The organism is Pseudomonas sp. GW822-FHT03F04, assembly GCF_058801405.1.
The window spans coordinates 470,506-485,311 of the sequence record NZ_JBXANF010000001.1 but is presented as its reverse complement, the minus strand read 5'-3'; the positions used below and the strand labels follow the sequence as shown (position 1 = coordinate 485,311).

15 protein-coding genes are annotated in these 14,806 nt (G+C 62.5%); 3 read left to right on the top strand and 12 right to left on the bottom strand.

Annotation, left to right across the window (positions count from 1 at the left end):
• The first annotated feature begins 23 nt into the window (after nt 1-23).
• Complete coding sequence (locus tag AC1RMX_RS02295) at nt 24-410, top strand: SCP2 sterol-binding domain-containing protein (protein ID WP_011336568.1); 387 nt, start codon at nt 24-26, stop codon at nt 408-410.
• Nucleotides 411-553: 143 nt separating this feature from the next.
• Here AC1RMX_RS02295 and AC1RMX_RS02290 read toward each other — a convergent pair whose 3' ends face one another.
• The 6 genes from AC1RMX_RS02290 to exbB form a co-directional block, all read right to left on the bottom strand.
• Entirely contained in the window at nt 554-1,954 is a 1,401-nt protein-coding gene (locus AC1RMX_RS02290; RefSeq protein ID WP_085708861.1) for an aminoacyl-tRNA deacylase and HDOD domain-containing protein, read from the bottom strand.
• Nucleotides 1,955-2,033: 79 nt separating this feature from the next.
• Nucleotides 2,034-4,109 carry an ATP-dependent DNA helicase RecG gene (gene recG / locus AC1RMX_RS02285; protein ID WP_493070252.1) on the bottom strand — a complete coding sequence of 692 codons (2,076 nt, stop codon included), beginning with the start codon at nt 4,107-4,109 and terminating at the stop codon, nt 2,034-2,036.
• A 9-nt stretch (nt 4,110-4,118) separates the two neighbouring features.
• A complete protein-coding gene (locus tag AC1RMX_RS02280; RefSeq protein WP_007954418.1) occupies nt 4,119-5,048 on the bottom strand; it encodes a hydrogen peroxide-inducible genes activator in 930 nt (309 codons plus the stop codon).
• Nucleotides 5,049-5,223: 175 nt separating this feature from the next.
• Nucleotides 5,224-5,970, bottom strand: a complete 747-nt coding sequence (locus AC1RMX_RS02275; protein ID WP_096817268.1) for an energy transducer TonB family protein — start codon at nt 5,968-5,970, stop codon at nt 5,224-5,226.
• On the bottom strand, nt 5,967-6,395 hold the full coding sequence (gene exbD, locus AC1RMX_RS02270; protein ID WP_096817269.1) for a TonB system transport protein ExbD: 429 nt from the start codon (nt 6,393-6,395) through the stop codon (nt 5,967-5,969). The genes AC1RMX_RS02275 and exbD overlap by 4 nt, the downstream gene beginning before the upstream one ends.
• A gap of 6 nt (nt 6,396-6,401) precedes the next feature.
• The gene (gene exbB, locus AC1RMX_RS02265) at nt 6,402-7,364 is read right to left on the bottom strand and encodes a tonB-system energizer ExbB (RefSeq protein ID WP_096817271.1); all 963 of its coding nucleotides are present in this window, start codon (nt 7,362-7,364) and stop codon (nt 6,402-6,404) included.
• A gap of 188 nt (nt 7,365-7,552) precedes the next feature.
• Here exbB and AC1RMX_RS02260 point away from each other — a divergent pair, with 188 nt between their 5' ends.
• The gene (locus AC1RMX_RS02260) at nt 7,553-8,410 is read left to right on the top strand and encodes an SDR family oxidoreductase (RefSeq protein WP_096817273.1); all 858 of its coding nucleotides are present in this window, start codon (nt 7,553-7,555) and stop codon (nt 8,408-8,410) included.
• A gap of 67 nt (nt 8,411-8,477) precedes the next feature.
• Here AC1RMX_RS02260 and AC1RMX_RS02255 read toward each other — a convergent pair whose 3' ends face one another.
• From AC1RMX_RS02255 to AC1RMX_RS02230, 6 genes are all read right to left on the bottom strand, one after another.
• Nucleotides 8,478-9,218: a putative periplasmic lipoprotein gene (locus AC1RMX_RS02255; RefSeq protein ID WP_096817275.1), complete on the bottom strand. Its 741-nt coding sequence runs from the start codon at nt 9,216-9,218 to the stop codon at nt 8,478-8,480.
• 73 nt (nt 9,219-9,291) lie between these two features.
• Nucleotides 9,292-9,672, bottom strand: a complete 381-nt coding sequence (locus AC1RMX_RS02250) for a RidA family protein (protein ID WP_003229509.1) — start codon at nt 9,670-9,672, stop codon at nt 9,292-9,294.
• Nucleotides 9,673-9,696: 24 nt separating this feature from the next.
• On the bottom strand, nt 9,697-11,802 hold the full coding sequence (gene spoT, locus AC1RMX_RS02245) for a bifunctional GTP diphosphokinase/guanosine-3',5'-bis pyrophosphate 3'-pyrophosphohydrolase (protein ID WP_007954439.1): 2,106 nt from the start codon (nt 11,800-11,802) through the stop codon (nt 9,697-9,699).
• A gap of 57 nt (nt 11,803-11,859) precedes the next feature.
• Nucleotides 11,860-12,123: a DNA-directed RNA polymerase subunit omega gene (gene rpoZ / locus AC1RMX_RS02240; protein WP_003229503.1), complete on the bottom strand. Its 264-nt coding sequence runs from the start codon at nt 12,121-12,123 to the stop codon at nt 11,860-11,862.
• A 168-nt stretch (nt 12,124-12,291) separates the two neighbouring features.
• Nucleotides 12,292-12,912 carry a guanylate kinase gene (gmk, locus tag AC1RMX_RS02235; RefSeq protein ID WP_003229498.1) on the bottom strand — a complete coding sequence of 207 codons (621 nt, stop codon included), beginning with the start codon at nt 12,910-12,912 and terminating at the stop codon, nt 12,292-12,294.
• Between the two features lie 12 nt (nt 12,913-12,924).
• Entirely contained in the window at nt 12,925-13,788 is an 864-nt protein-coding gene (locus tag AC1RMX_RS02230; protein WP_192559294.1) for a YicC/YloC family endoribonuclease, read from the bottom strand.
• A 268-nt stretch (nt 13,789-14,056) separates the two neighbouring features.
• Here AC1RMX_RS02230 and rph point away from each other — a divergent pair, with 268 nt between their 5' ends.
• Nucleotides 14,057-14,779 carry a ribonuclease PH gene (gene rph / locus AC1RMX_RS02225; protein WP_085731379.1) on the top strand — a complete coding sequence of 241 codons (723 nt, stop codon included), beginning with the start codon at nt 14,057-14,059 and terminating at the stop codon, nt 14,777-14,779.
• The last annotated feature ends 27 nt before the right edge of the window (nt 14,780-14,806 follow it).

Here is a 14,806-nt window from a genome sequence, read left to right as displayed (position 1 = left end):
ATTTTCCTTTTGAGGCTGTGCGCATGAAATTTCGTTTTCTTCTGTGGATGCTGGGTCTGTTGATGGGTAAGGCCAGTCGGACAAATCCTGCGTTCCAGCAGCAGTTGGGTGACAAGGATCTGGTGTTTCAGCTACAGACTCTGGACGGGAAAGTGGCGCGGCATTTCGTGGTGAAGGATCAACGCATTACCAGCAAGTCCGGGGTGGTGGCGGAGCCGGCGTTTGCGATTGCCTTTAAAGACGCGGCGTTCGGGTTTGCCACGATGCAGGCGAAGAACAAGCAGTTGGCGTTCATGCAGGGGATTCAGGACAAGTCGATCCAGCTCAAGGGCAACCCGGCGCTGGTGATGTGGTTTCAGGGGTTGATGAAGTATTTGAAGCCGCGGAAGGCCAAGCCGAAGGCTGCTTGAGTCTGAGGTGAGGCGGTGACGCGGAGCGTCACGGGCTGCATTCCCACGCAGACGGTTCGACGCCTCGACGTGGGAACGATCAAACGATCAACAAAAAAGGCCCCACACTCGTTTGAGTATGGGGCCTTTTTTATAGGCGCAAATCAGGCCTGGCTAAACTGCGAAGCCAGTTCACGCAACAACACTTCAGCCTCAAGCACTTTGCTGACGACGTCATTGGCCTTGTCGCGAGTCAGGCCAACGCGCTCCAGCAGCGCATCCGGAATGTCTTCATCCGGCCCGGAGCCAATCCCGCGACCGCGCAGCAGGCGCACGGCCAGGCAGACGAGGTTCGGGTATTCGGCGTAGGCGCCGTCGTAGTTCGGGTCGTGCTGGAAGCGCAGGGCGGTGGCCAGTTCGTCCGGCATGTCCCAGTAGCGCATCAGCCAGGAGCCGATCTGTTCGCGGCTGATGCCCAGCAGGTGTTGCTCGACATAGCTGTGGCACAGGTGCGGGTTGACCTCCAGGTGGCGGCAGATCAGCGAGAAGTGCGGCGGGAACACGTGGGCCAGCAGCAGGTAGCCGAAGTTGTGCAGCAGGCCGGCGAGGTAGGTCAGGCCGGCTTCCGGGCGCTGGGCGCGCGGCATGGCGCGGGTCAGGCCTTCGATGACGGCGGCGGTGTAGATCGACTGCTGCCAGTACGGCGTGGTGTGTTGCGGGTGATCCTTGGGCAGGCTCAGGGTCTTGCCGAGGGCCAGGCCCAGCGCCAGGTTGATCACCAGATCGAAGCCCAGCACGCGGACGATCGCGTCTTCCACCGAACGGATCTTGCCCGGCGAAGCGTAGTACGGCGACGCCGCCCAGCTCACCACTTGCGCCGCCAGCGCCGGGTCGGTTTCGACCACGCCGGTGATGTCGTCGATGGTGGCGTTCGGGTCGACGCGCAGCTTGATGATTTTTTGTGCGGTTTCGGCCAGCGGCGGAATCTCGATGGTCGCTTCCAGACGTTGCTGGATGCGCCGCGCGGTGAACGCCTGCACGGCCTGGGTGATTTCCTCGCGGTCATCGTCCGGGCGGTCGAGGTTCGGGCGGATGCTGCTCAGGGCTTCGCCGAAGTTGGCGGCGCTGGCCTTGGTCAGCATGGTCTTGAAGTCTTCGCTGGCGATTTCCAGCAGCAGGCCCGGCTCGCCGGAGTTGATCAGCAACTTGGGCTCGCGCAGCAGGCTTTCTTCGTAGAGACACGGCGAGCTGGTCAGCGCCGGCAGGCCCGGCAGCAGGCTCAGGCTGTGTTTGCCGAGCATCTTTTCCAGGCGCTCGGTGGACACGGCGGTCAGGCGACGGCCCGTCAGCTCGGCGAGGCGGTTGAGATCCAGCAACTGGCTCTGTGGAAACAGCACCATCAGCGCACCGACTGCGTCGTCCAGCAACACGGCCTGCACTTTGCGCGAGGCGTTGAGGCCGTGGTGGTCGAGCACTTCTTCGTAGGCGACGCCCAGCTTGTTGAGCAGCAGCCGAATAACAGACGGAGCGTGCGGGGATTCGGGGGCGAGAGCAGCTTCGGTCATGGTCTGTATCCGTTTTTGAAACAATTGCTGGAGTATAACCAGCTTGGTTGGAACGAGCTTTGAGAAACTGCGACGGTGCTCACACTTGGCCGTATTGCTGCCCGTGTCGCAGCCATCGGTCGAGCAGCGGGCTGACGTGGGTGGGCCAGCGTTCGAGCAATGCCTGGGCGGCATCGCGCACGGCGGGCAGCAGATCGGCGTCGCGCATCAGGTCGGCGACCTTGAATTGCAGCAGACCGGTCTGGCGGGTGCCGAGCATTTCGCCGGGGCCGCGCAGTTCGAGGTCTTTTTCGGCGATGACGAAACCGTCGTTGGTCTCGCGCATGATGCCCAGGCGCTGGCGGCCGATCTGTGACAGCGGCGGATGGTAGAGCAGCACGCAATGGCTGACTGCGCTGCCCCGGCCGACGCGGCCGCGCAACTGGTGCAGTTGCGCGAGGCCCAGACGCTCGGGGTTTTCGATGATCATCAGGCTGGCGTTGGGTACGTCGACGCCGACTTCGATCACGGTGGTGGCGACCAGCAGTTGCAGGTTGCCGGCCTTGAATTCGGCCATGACGGCGGCTTTCTCGGCGGGTTTCATGCGGCCGTGGATCAGCCCGACCTTCAGCTCGCCAAGGGCGGCGGTGAGGTCTTCGAAGGTGGTTTCGGCGGCCTGGCAGGTCAGCTCTTCGGACTCTTCGATCAGCGTGCACACCCAATAGGCCTGACGGCCCTCGGCGCAGGCGCTGCGCACCCGTTCGATGACTTCGACGCGGCGGGTATCGGTGACCAGCACGGTGTTGACCGGGGTTCGGCCGGGCGGCAGTTCGTCGAGGATCGAGGTGTCGAGGTCGGCGTAGGCGCTCATCGCCAGCGTCCGGGGAATCGGCGTGGCGGTCATGATCAATTGATGCGGGCACATGCGCCCGCCGACGCCTTTCTGCCGCAGCGCCAGACGTTGTTGCACGCCGAAGCGGTGTTGTTCGTCGATGATCACCAGCGCGAGGTTCTTGAACTGCACTTCGTCCTGAAACAGCGCGTGAGTGCCGACCACCATCGGTGTGCCACTGGCGATCTGTTCCAGCGCGGCGACGCGGTTCTTGCCCTTGAGCTTGCCGGCCAGCCACGCCACCTCGATGCCGAGCGGTTCGAGCCAGCGCTTGAAGGTGATGAAGTGCTGCTCGGCGAGGATCTCGGTCGGCGCCATCAGTGCGACCTGATAACCCGCCTCCAGCGCTTGCAGCGCGGCGAGGGCGGCGACCACGGTTTTACCCGCGCCGACGTCGCCCTGAATCAACCGCAGCATCGGTTCGTGCTGACTGAGGTCGTAGGCGATTTCGTTGCCGACTCGTTGCTGAGCGCCGGTCGGGTTGAAGCCGAGGTTGGCCAGGTATTTCGGAGGCAGCTTCGTGGCTTTAGGCATCGACGGTGCGCGCAGGGAGCGCATGCTTTCGCGCAGGCGCTGCTGGGACAGTTGATGGGTCAGCAGCTCTTCGAAGGCCAGGCGATGCTGGGCCCAGTGATGGCCGAGGGCGAGTTCATCGACGTCGGCATCGGCGGGTGGGTTGTGCAGGTAGCGGATCGCATCGGCCAGTGGCGCCAGTTGATAGTCGCGGGCCAGTTCGGTCGGCAGCCAGTCGGGCAGGGTGGCCGGCTTGAGCAGGGTCAGCGTCTGCATGCACAACTGGCGCAGACGGGCCTGGGTCAGGCCTTCGGTCAGCGGGTAGACCGGGGTCAGGGTCTCATCCACCGGCGGCGGTTCGTCGCCGTTGATGGCGCGGTATTCCGGGTGGTAGATCTCCAGCCCCGAGGCGCCGGGCCGGGCTTCGCCGTAGCAGCGAATCCGCGTGCCGCGCTTGAGGCCTTCTTTCTGCGCGTTGCTGAAGTGGTAGAAGCGCAGGCTCAAGCCGCCGGTGCCGTCCTGCAAGCGCACGACGAGGCTGCGGCGCCGGCCCATGACCACGTCGGCGCCGCTGACGGTACCTTCGACCACGGCGTCCTGCCCCGGCCGCAATGCGCCGATCGGTACCACGCGGGTGCGATCCTGATAACGCAGCGGCAGGTGGAACAGTACGTCCTGAAGGTTTTCCAGGCCGACCTTGGCCAGTTTCTCGGCCATGGCCTCACCGACACCCTTGAGTGCGGTGACCGACACCTGCGACAGCTCAGACATGACGCTGGCTTAACCGGCCGTGACCGGCGCGGCGGGTTTGGCGACCGAGCACAGGCGAATGGAGTCGGCGAGGATCTCGATGGCTTTCGGCCTTGGGAAGCTTGCGCGCCAGGCGATGGCCACGGTGCGGAACGGCACTGGTGCCGACAGTGGACGCACTTCGATCACGCCCGGAGCGTAGTGATGGCTGTCTACCGCCGACAGCGGCAGGATCGAGATGCCCAGGCCGGACGCGACCATGTGGCGAATGGTTTCCAGCGAGCTGGATTCGACCGTGGTGTGCTTGGCGCCGTCGTTGCCCTTGGTCAGGGTCGGGCAGGCTTCCAGCACTTGATCGCGGAAGCAGTGGCCTTCGCCGAGCAGCAGCAGGCTCTTGTCGTTGAGCAGCGCGGCGTCGATGGATTCTTTCTGGGTCCACGGGTGCTGGGCCGGCATCAGGACGTAGAACGGCTCGTCGTAGAGTTGCAGGGTCAGCACGTCGGCTTCGTTGAACGGCAGGGCGATGATGATCGCGTCCAGTTCGCCGTTGCGCAGTTTGTCGCGCAGCACGTGGGTGAAGTTTTCTTCGATGTACAACGGCATCTGCGGGGCGACCCGGTGCAGTTGTGGAATCAGGTGCGGGAACAGGTACGGGCCGACGGTGTAGATCGCACCGACTTTCAGCGGGGCGGTCAGCTGGTTCTTGCCGGCCTGGGCCAGTTCGCGGATGCCCTGGGCCTGTTCTAGCACTTTCTGCGCCTGGGCGACGATGCCTTCGCCGACCGGGGTCAGGCGCACGGCGCTTTTGCTGCGCTCGAAAATCAGCACACCGAGTTCGTCTTCAAGCTTTTTCACGCCCACCGACAGGGTCGGCTGGCTGACGTGGCAACGCTCGGCCGCGTGGCCGAAATGCTGCTCTTGGGCGAGGGTAACGATGTAGCGTAATTCTGTGAGGGTCATAGCAAGCGTCCATGAAGATGCGGGCCAAGCATACCGGCTGCAATCGATAGACGCACGTTATCAGACTGAGTGATGAATGCGACACCGGGCAATGCCGGTTTGCCGTTTGCAGATATGAGAAAGGCACCTTTCGGTGCCTTTCTGGCGGGATCGAGCCGTGTTCTGCCAGTGCAGATCAGCGGCGGCGTTCCAGCGAGTAAACAAACGGCGCAACAATTTCGATTGAGCCATTGGTCAACATGTCGGCCGGTGGCTTGGGCAGCGGTTGAGCGCGGCGGATCATGTCCAGGGTGGCCCGGTCCAGATCGGCGTTGCCGGAGCGGCCCACCAGTTCGAACGACAGCACGTTGCCTTCGGCATCGACCACGAAACGCAGCCGGTTCAAGCCTTCCTTGCCCCGTGCCTGTGCGCTTTGCGGGTACTTCTTGTACTTCTGCAAATGCGCGAGCAGGGTGCCCTGCCAACTGGCCTTGGCCGCCAGTTGTGCTGGCGACGGGCCCGGTGCCGGCTGGGCGGATTTCTCCGTCGGCGCCTGGGTCTGCTGAGTTTCTGCCGGTTTTTCCTCGGAAGGTTTTTCCTTCACAGGCTCCGGTTTCTTCTCAACCGGCTTTGGCGGTTGCGGCTTCGGCTTGGGTTTCACTGGCTTGGGCACGGCAATTTCTGCCTTGGGGGCTTCGGCTAGCTTGGGGATCGGCAGTTCTTCGACCGGAGCCGGTGGCTGCGGTGGCGTGACGACTTTCGGCGGTGCAGGCGGTGGCGGGGCCGGAACCGGTGCCAGCTCGACCATCATTGCCTGGGGCGGCAATTCGATGGGCGGGCGGGCGGTCCAGTTCAGCGCCAGCGCGATGGCCAGCGCATGAACGCCCAGCACCACGGCCAGGCTACCGCTGTAACGCGTCAGCTTATGGCGCGTCGTGATCATTTCTTGACTGCGCTCTCGAGTCCGACCAGACCGACCTTCAGGTAACCGGCGGCGCGCAGGTTGTCCATCACGCTCATCAGGTCGCCGTAGTCCACGCCTTTGTCGGCCTGGAAGAAGATCGTCGTGTCTTTCTTGCCTTTGGTCCGGGCGTCGAGGGTGGCGCCGAGGGCTTCGGCCTTCACTTCGTCTTCGCCGAGGAACAGGCGCTGGTCAGCTTTCACGCTGAGGAACACCGGTTTCTCCGGCCGCGGCGCCGGTTTGGCGGTCGAGGCAGGCAGGTCGACCTTGATGTCCACGGTGGCCAACGGAGCAGCCACCATGAAGATGATCAACAGCACCAGCATCACGTCGATGAACGGCGTGACGTTGATTTCGTGGTTCTCGGCCAGATCGTCGTCTGCGCCTTCTTTCAAATGCAGGCCCATGGCCGATTACCCCACTTTCACCATGTGCGGTTGCGAGCTGCTGCGCTCAGGCTGGTGGTCGAGGTCGCGGCTGACCAGCAGCAGGACTTCTGCCGACGCATCGGACACCTGAGCCTTGTAACCGGCGATGGAGCGGGCGAACACGTTGTAGATCACCACCGCCGGAATTGCAGCGACCAGACCCAGTGCGGTGGCCAGCAGCGCTTCAGCGATGCCCGGTGCCACGACGGCGAGGTTGGTGGTCTGGGTTTTGGCGATGCCGATGAAGCTGTTCATGATGCCCCACACGGTGCCGAACAGACCGACGAACGGTGCGGTGGAACCGATGGTGGCGAGTACGCCGGTGCCGCTGCTCATGTTGCGGCCACAGGCAGCCACCAGACGCTCGAGGCGGAAGCTGACGCGTTCCTTGATGCCTTCTTTCTCGCGTGCGTTGGTCGACAGGCGCATCTCTTCAAGGGCGTCGTGAACCAGCAGGTTGGCGAGGGTGCCTTCCTTCGCCGCAGTGGCGCTGGCTTCTTTAAGGGTGGTGGCTTTTTTCAGGGCAGCGATTTCGCCACGCAGACGACGCTTGGCGCCCATCAACTCAAGGCCCTTGGCGATCCAGATGGTCCAGGTGATGATCGAAGCGATGGCCAGGCCGATCATCACGATTTTCACGATGATATCGGCGTTCTGGTACATGCCCCAAGGCGACAGGTCGTGGGCCATGCCCAGGGTGTTGTCGGCTTCGAGGACTTCAGGTGCGTCTTCGGCGCTGGCGTCCACGGCCTGAACCGGGTCGGTCGCGGCCGGCGCTGCGGCAGGGGCGGCCGGTGCAGTCTGCTCGTGAGCGGCTGGAGTGGCTGGCGCCTGAGCGTCAGCGAAAGCGGCGGTTGGCGCCAGCATCAGGCTGAGGAGCAGGGCAGCCACCGCGCTCCAGGCGCGAGGTCGTTTGGTTGGCGAAGCGGGGATTTGATTGCGTGTCATGCTGGCCGGACCTGAGATAGAAAAACGGTGATGCTCTTCCAGGCCTCGTGAGGCCGAGAACAAAAGTGGCGTGCATTATTGCAAGTAATTCTTGTTAACAAAAGTAATAGAGTTGCTTTTTTTCCTTCATTGCTAGCCGCTCGTCCCCTGCCAAGGCTAGTCTGTCGCTTTCCGATGGGAGATTTTTGATGTCCGCGCCCTCTGTTTTGATCGCCGGTTGCGGTGATGTCGGCAGCCGTCTGGCAAAGCAATTACTGGCTGCCGGTTTTCAGGTGTATGGCCTGCGCCGGGATGTTTCACGTTTGCCGGAAGGCGTTATCGGTGTGGCCGGTGACTTGTTCAATGAAGATTGCCCCGAGACCTGGCCGGTCGGCGCCGTGGATTATCTGGTGTATTGCGCGGCCGCGACCGAGCACGATGAAGCCGGTTATCGCGCGGCTTATGTGCAGGGTTTGCAGCATGTGCTGGAGTGGTTGAACGACTACGGCCAGGTGCCAGACCGGCTGCTGTTTGTCTCCAGCAGCAGTGTTTATGGTCAGCAGGACGGTGAGTGGGTGGATGAAACCTCTGCGACCGTCGCTGCCGGGTATTCCGGTCGGTTGATGCTGGAAGCCGAGCAGGTTGCGCTCAGCAGCGGCATTCCGGCGAGTATCGTGCGTCTGACCGGCATTTACGGCCCGGGCCGTGAATGGCTGCTGACCCAGGTGCGGCGTGGCTATCGCGTGGCGGTCGATCCGCCACTGTATGGCAATCGCATTCATGCCGATGACGCGGCGGGGTTGCTGGCGTTTCTGCTGGAGGCGGATCGCAAGGGTGTGGCGCTGGATGACATCTACATCGGCGTGGACGATGCGCCGGCACCGCTGGCCGAGGTGGTGGCGTGGCTGCGCGAGTATCTGGAAGTCACCGAATGGTCGGAAGACGAGAGCGTGCGTCGAACCGGCAGCAAGCGTTGCAGCAATGCGCGGGCGAAGGCGTTGGGCTGGGTGCCGACGTATGCGAGTTATCGCGAGGGGTATGCCGCGATTCTTGAAGGTCGCTGCTGACTTCCTTCCGGACGTAAAAAAGGCGGGAGCAATGGCTTGCTTCCGCCTTTTTTGTTTCAAGCGCAGATCACTGCTTCTCGAGTAACCACTTGCGTTCGCCGGGGCTGAACTGCGGTTGTTCGTCCGCCAGTGCCGTGTTCACGGCCTGCAGGATTTCCAGTTCCTTGCCCTTGCGCACAAAGATCCAGTTATTGCCCTGACCGTTCTGCTGCAGCCACATGCTGTCGTTGCCGCTGCTCATCGACGCGCAGTCGCCTGCCAGGCACAAGGCATAGCGGTCGGCGCCGGGCAGGCCGGAGACTTGCCCGTCAGCCTGGAATTGCACGGTGGCGCCTTCGCCTTGGCCGCTGGCGATCTTCCAGTTGCCACCCAGATAAGCTGCGTAGAGTGCGCGCTCGAAGCTGGCACCGATCGGTGCGCCTTCCGGCACGGGGATCTGGGCACGGTCGAAGAGCTGCTGTGGTTCGTTTTCGCTGGCGGCCTGGTGCAACTGGCCACCGTCGCGCTTCAGCTCGCTGCCGGAGCTGCCGTAGAAATCGACTTTCCAGGCGCCGGACTGTTCGCCCAGCAGCCGTCCTTCGACGTTCTCAAAACCGTTGGTGAAGCGGGCCTGACTGGCCTTGGTGTTGATGTCCCATTCCAGGTTCGGGCCGTAGGCCTGAAGCGCTTCGCGCAGGGGGCCGCCCTTGGCGGCGGCATCGATGGCGACCTGGTTGATCCAGGTGCCGCTGATGTCACGGTCGGCAGGGTTGCTGGCGCAACCGCCGAGGAAAATGGCGAGCAGCGAGAGAGCAAGCGCTTTGCGCATGGTGGAATCCTTTCAAAACCTTTTCTTTACCGCAGAGCAGTCGGCGCGACCTTGAAGGGCCGCGCCGTGCGCATTACTCGATGACCAGAATGGCATCCATTTCAACCTGCGAACCCTTTGGCAGGGCAGCAACGCCGATGGCGGCGCGCGCTGGGTACGGCTGGTCGAAGTACTTGCCCATGATCTCGTTGACCTTGGCGAAGTGGCTCAGGTCGGTGAGGAAGATGTTCAGCTTGACGATGTCCTTGAACGAACCGCCGGCAGCTTCGGCCACGGCTTTCAGGTTCTCGAAGACCTGGACGGTCTGGGCTTCGAAGCCTTCGACCAGTTCCATGGTTTTCGGGTCCAGCGGGATCTGGCCCGACATGTAGACAGTGTTGCCAGCCTTGATCGCCTGGGAGTAAGTGCCGATGGCGGCCGGGGCCTTGTCGCTGGTGATAACGGTCTTGGTCATGTATGACTCCTTGTAATGTTTGAGTTATGCACGCATGCGGGTGATGCGGATCACCCCGGTCAGGGCGCGCAGTTTCTTGATCACGCGGGCCAGGTGCACACGGTCGTGGACGCTGACCACCAGTTGGACGACGCTGATGCGGCCATCGCGTTCGTCCATGCTGATTTTCTCGATATTGCCGTCGGCCGCGTTGACGCTGCTGGCCAGCAGGGCGATCAGGCCGCGCTGGTGCTCCAGTTCGACGCGCAGTTCGACGTTGAATTCGCCGGTGACATCCTTGGCCCACGAGAGCTGGATGCATTTTTCCGGGTTGTGGCGGATCTCGCTGATGTTGCGGCAGTTGTCCAGGTGAACGACCATGCCTTTGCCCGCCGACAGGTGACCGACAATCGGGTCGCCCGGGATCGGCGTGCAACATTTGGCGTAACTGAGCACCAGGCCTTCGGTGCCGCGAATCGCCAGCGGACCTTCCGGGCTTGGCAATTGTTCGCCTTCGCCGAGCAGTCGGCGCGCCACGACGTAGGCCATGCGGTTGCCCAGGCCGATGTCTTCGAGCAGGTCTTCGATCAGTTCGAGGCGGTACTCGGTGAGCATCGCCTTCACGCGTTCGGCCGGAATCTGTTCCAGCGCGCTGTCGAAACCGTTGAGTACCTTGTTCAGCAGGCGTTCGCCGAGGCTGATGGACTCGGAGCGGCGTTGCAGTTTCAGCGCATGGCGAATGTGGGTCCGCGCCTTGCCGGTGACCACGAAATTGAGCCACGCCGGGTTCGGCCGCGCGCCGGGGGCGCTGACGATCTCGACCGTGGAGCCGCTTTGCAGCGGTTCGGACAGCGGTGCGAGACGACGGTTGATCCGGCAGGCGATGCAGCTGTTGCCGACGTCGGTGTGCACCGCATAGGCAAAGTCGACCGCCGTGGAGCCTTTGGGCAGCTCCATGATCCGGCCTTTGGGCGTGAACACGTAGACCTCGTCCGGGAACAGGTCGATCTTCACGCTCTCGATGAATTCCAGCGAGTTGCCAGCACGTTGCTGCATTTCCAGCACGCCCTTGACCCACTGACGGGCGCGGGCATGGGTGCCTTTTGGCTGTTCGTCGCCGCTGGATTTGTACAGCCAATGGGCGGCGATGCCGTTGTTGGCCATCTCTTCCATTTCGCGGGTGCGGATCTGGATCTCGATCGGCACACCGTGCATGCCGAACAGCGTGGTGTGCAGCGACTGATAGCCGTTGGCCTTGGGGATCGCGATGTAATCCTTGAAGCGCCCCGGCAACGGTTTGTACAAATTATGTACAGCGCCCAGCACGCGGTAGCAGGTATCGACCTTGTCGACGATGATCCGGAACGCGTAGACGTCCATGATTTCGTTGAAGGCCCGACGCTTGCCGCGCATTTTCTTGTAGATGCCGTAGAGGTGTTTCTGGCGACCGCTGACTTCACCCTGGATGCCGTCGATGGCGAGGCAGTGGCCAAGGGACTCTTCGATCTTGTTGACGATTTCCTTGCGGTTGCCCCGGGCGCGTTTGACCGCCTGGTAGATCCGCGCGGAACGCATCGGGTGCATGGCCTTGAAGCCGAGGTCTTCGAACTCGATGCGGATCGCGTGCATGCCCAATCGGTTGGCGATGGGTGCGTAGATCTCGAGGGTTTCCTTGGCGATGCGCCGGCGTTTTTCGCCGGACAGCACTTCCAGCGTGCGCATGTTGTGCAGGCGGTCGGCGAGCTTGACCAGGATCACGCGAATGTCGCGGGCCATGGCCATGGCCATTTTCTGGAAGTTTTCAGCCTGGGCTTCGGCCTTGGTCTCGAAGTTCATCTGGGTCAGTTTGCTGACCCCGTCGACCAGTTCGGCCACGGTTTCACCGAATTGCGCTTGCAGCGCTTCTTTGGCGATACCGGTGTCTTCGATCACGTCATGCAGCATCGCGGCCATCAGGCTCTGATGGTCCATGTGCATGTCGGCAAGAATATTGGCCACGGCAAGAGGATGCGTGACGTACGCCTCGCCACTGCGGCGGCGTTGGCCGTCGTGGGCTTGTTCGGCGTAGAAATACGCTCGGCGGACCAGGTTGACCTGGTCGTTGCCGAGGTAGGTCGATAAGCGATCGGCGAGGGCGTCTATGCTCGGCATGATAACTCCTGCCGTAGGCTGTGATCCCGCGCCGTGCTACGTCGACCAGGCATAGGCTTAGACGGCCTCGTTGGACTCGTCCTCGAACGCAGCGAAGACCGGGTCTTCGTGGACGATTTCCTGCTCGGCGATGAACTCGTAGCTCATCAGGCCTTCAGCGATTTCACGCAGCGCAACTACGGTCGGTTTGTCGTTTTCCCACTGTACCAGGGGCTCTTTGCCGCCGGTGGCCAGTTGACGGGCACGCTTGGTAGAGAGCATGACCAGCTCAAAGCGGTTTTCCACGTGTTCTAGGCAGTCTTCAACGGTTACGCGGGCCATGGTATTCCTCGGAGCGAATGCAATATGCGCGCTGCCCGGTTGGGCGAGCGGACTCAACAGTTTAAAAAATCACCAGCGATTAGGGAAGCGCTGATTTTTTGACCAGACTCTTCAACGCGCTGCAAGCACCAATGTAAAGCCCTTGCAGCGGTTTTGGGAAGTGCTGTTTCAGCCCAGCAATTCAGCCAGCAATTTGCCGAAACGCACTTGTTGGCGTTTCTGTTGCAGCTGATTGGCGCGGAAAATCGCTTTCAGATCGTCCAGCGCGTGGGCGAAATCGTCGTTGATGATCAAGTAGTCGTACTCGACGTAGTGGCTCATCTCGCTGACCGCTTCACGCATCCGGCCGTCGATGATCTCGTCGCTGTCCTGGCCGCGGTTGGTCAGGCGCTGGTGCAGGGCCTGCAGCGATGGCGGCAGGATGAAGATCGAACGGGCCTGCGGCATCAGCTTGCGCACTTGCTCGGCGCCTTGCCAGTCGATTTCCAGAATCAGGTCGTGGCCTTCGTCCAGGGTCTGCTGCAGTCGGCTTTGCGAGGTGCCGTAGAAGTTGCCGAAGACTTCGGCGCGTTCCAGGAAGTCGCCGTGCTCGCCCATCTTCACGAACTCTTCGCGGGTTACGAAGTGATAGTTCACGCCGTCCACTTCGCCCGGGCGCATGGCGCGGGTGGTGTGGGAAATCGAGACGCGGATTTCCGGGTTGGCGTCGGTCAGGGCCTTGACCAGACTGCTCTTGCCCGCGCCCGAAGGGGCGGAAATGATGTACAGGGTGCCGGTGCTGTGGGTCATGTCGGGGTAGCCTTACTCAATATTCTGCACTTGTTCGCGCATCTGCTCGATCAACACCTTGAGGTTGACCGCCGCCTGGGTGCTGCGCGGGTCGAAGGCCTTGGAGCCCAGTGTGTTGGCTTCGCGGTTGAGTTCCTGCATCAGGAAGTCCAGGCGCCGACCGGCGGCACCGCCGGATTTCAGCACCCGGCGAACTTCGATGATGTGGGTGCTCAGGCGATCCAGTTCTTCAGCCACGTCGCTCTTTTGCGCGAGCATGACCATTTCCTGTTCCAGGCGCTGCGGGTCCATCTCGGCCTTCATGTCGGCGAAGCGGTCGAGGACTTTCTGGCGCTGGGTGGCGAGCATCTGCGGAACCAGTTCGCGCAGGGTCACCACATCTTCCTCGATGGAAGTCAGGCGATCGTTGATCAGGCGTGCCAGCTCCCCGCCTTCGCGCTCGCGCCCGGCCTTGAGATCTTTCAGGCCTTGATTGAACAGGGCCAGCGCCTCGGCGTTCAACGCCTGCGGGTCGGTGGCGTCGGCGACCAGTACGCCGGGCCAGGCCAGCACTTCCAGCGGGTTCAGCGCGGCCGGGTTCTTGATCAGGCCGGCGACGGTTTCAGCGGCAGCGACCAGTTGCGCAGCGCGCTCGCGGTCCACTTGCAGCGGCTTGCCGGTGCTTTCTTCGGTAAAACGCAGGGTGCATTCCAGTTTGCCGCGCGACAGGCCCTGGCGCAGGGCTTCGCGGACGGCGCCTTCGAGGTCGCGGAACGACTCCGGCAGGCGCAGATGGGGTTCCAGGTAGCGGCTGTTGACCGAGCGCAGTTCCCAGCTCAGGGTGCCCTGAACGCCGGCTTTCTCGACGCGGGCGAAGGCGGTCATGCTGTGCACCATGGCGGTGACCTCGCGATACAGATCGGCGCGGATTGAAGCTCCGCAGCTCGATATCAATGAATTTAAGCCGACTGGCAGCAAAGGCGCAGGATTGTAGCGCAGTGCGGCAGATGCGCCCAAACACACGGTGTGACAAAGGGCTGCAGGCCGTCGGCGAAGTGCGTTTCAGGGCCCTTGATCGACGGCCGGAATTTTTAAGCAGTGCCCAGGCGCGGTGCGCAGCTCTATAATGCTCCGCAGTTTTCCGTCCCCAGTACAGGTATCTCCTATGAAACGTCCAAGTGGTCGCGCTGCCGATCAGCTCCGCTCGATCCGCATTACCCGCAACTACACCAAGCACGCCGAAGGATCGGTACTGGTCGAATTCGGTGATACCAAAGTCATCTGCACCGTCAGCGTCGAAAACGGCGTACCGCGTTTCCTGAAAGGCCAGGGCCAGGGCTGGCTGACCGCCGAGTACGGCATGCTGCCGCGCGCCACCGGCGAGCGTAACCAGCGTGAAGCGAGCCGTGGCAAGCAGGGCGGCCGCACCCTGGAAATCCAGCGTCTGATCGGCCGTTCCCTGCGCGCCGCGCTGGACATGTCCAAGCTGGGCGACGTCACCCTGTACGTCGATTGCGACGTGATCCAGGCTGACGGCGGCACCCGTACCGCGTCGATCACCGGCGCGATGGTTGCACTGGTCGATGCCTTGAAAGTGATCAAGAAGCGCGGCGGCCTGAAGGGCGGCGACCCGCTCAAGCAAATGATCGGCGCTGTCTCCGTGGGCATGTACCAGGGCGAGCCGGTACTGGACCTGGACTATCTTGAAGATTCCGCCGCCGAGACCGACCTCAACGTGGTCATGACCAGCACCGGTGGTTTCATCGAAGTGCAGGGCACCGCCGAAGGCGCGCCGTTCCAGCCTGAAGAGCTGAACGCGATGCTGGAGCTGGCCAAGAAAGGCATGAACGAGATCTTCGAACTGCAAACGGCCGCACTGGCCGACTGAGACGGTTCGTACCCACAAGGAAGACGC

Excerpts from the sequence above, each read along its gene's own strand:
- AC1RMX_RS02295 (WP_011336568.1), top strand. The coding sequence starts at position 24 with ATGAAATTTCGTTTTCTTCTGTGGATGCTGGGTCTGTTGATGGGTAAG.
- AC1RMX_RS02290 (WP_085708861.1), bottom strand. The coding sequence starts at position 1,954 with ATGACCGAAGCTGCTCTCGCCCCCGAATCCCCGCACGCTCCGTCTGTT.
- recG (WP_493070252.1), bottom strand. The coding sequence starts at position 4,109 with ATGTCTGAGCTGTCGCAGGTGTCGGTCACCGCACTCAAGGGTGTCGGT.
- AC1RMX_RS02280 (WP_007954418.1), bottom strand. The coding sequence starts at position 5,048 with ATGACCCTCACAGAATTACGCTACATCGTTACCCTCGCCCAAGAGCAG.
- AC1RMX_RS02275 (WP_096817268.1), bottom strand. The coding sequence starts at position 5,970 with ATGATCACGACGCGCCATAAGCTGACGCGTTACAGCGGTAGCCTGGCC.
- exbD (WP_096817269.1), bottom strand. The coding sequence starts at position 6,395 with ATGGGCCTGCATTTGAAAGAAGGCGCAGACGACGATCTGGCCGAGAAC.
- exbB (WP_096817271.1), bottom strand. The coding sequence starts at position 7,364 with ATGACACGCAATCAAATCCCCGCTTCGCCAACCAAACGACCTCGCGCC.
- AC1RMX_RS02260 (WP_096817273.1), top strand. The coding sequence starts at position 7,553 with ATGTCCGCGCCCTCTGTTTTGATCGCCGGTTGCGGTGATGTCGGCAGC.
- AC1RMX_RS02255 (WP_096817275.1), bottom strand. The coding sequence starts at position 9,218 with ATGCGCAAAGCGCTTGCTCTCTCGCTGCTCGCCATTTTCCTCGGCGGT.
- AC1RMX_RS02250 (WP_003229509.1), bottom strand. The coding sequence starts at position 9,672 with ATGACCAAGACCGTTATCACCAGCGACAAGGCCCCGGCCGCCATCGGC.
- spoT (WP_007954439.1), bottom strand. The coding sequence starts at position 11,802 with ATGCCGAGCATAGACGCCCTCGCCGATCGCTTATCGACCTACCTCGGC.
- rpoZ (WP_003229503.1), bottom strand. The coding sequence starts at position 12,123 with ATGGCCCGCGTAACCGTTGAAGACTGCCTAGAACACGTGGAAAACCGC.
- gmk (WP_003229498.1), bottom strand. The coding sequence starts at position 12,912 with ATGACCCACAGCACCGGCACCCTGTACATCATTTCCGCCCCTTCGGGC.
- AC1RMX_RS02230 (WP_192559294.1), bottom strand. The coding sequence starts at position 13,788 with ATGGTGCACAGCATGACCGCCTTCGCCCGCGTCGAGAAAGCCGGCGTT.
- rph (WP_085731379.1), top strand. The coding sequence starts at position 14,057 with ATGAAACGTCCAAGTGGTCGCGCTGCCGATCAGCTCCGCTCGATCCGC.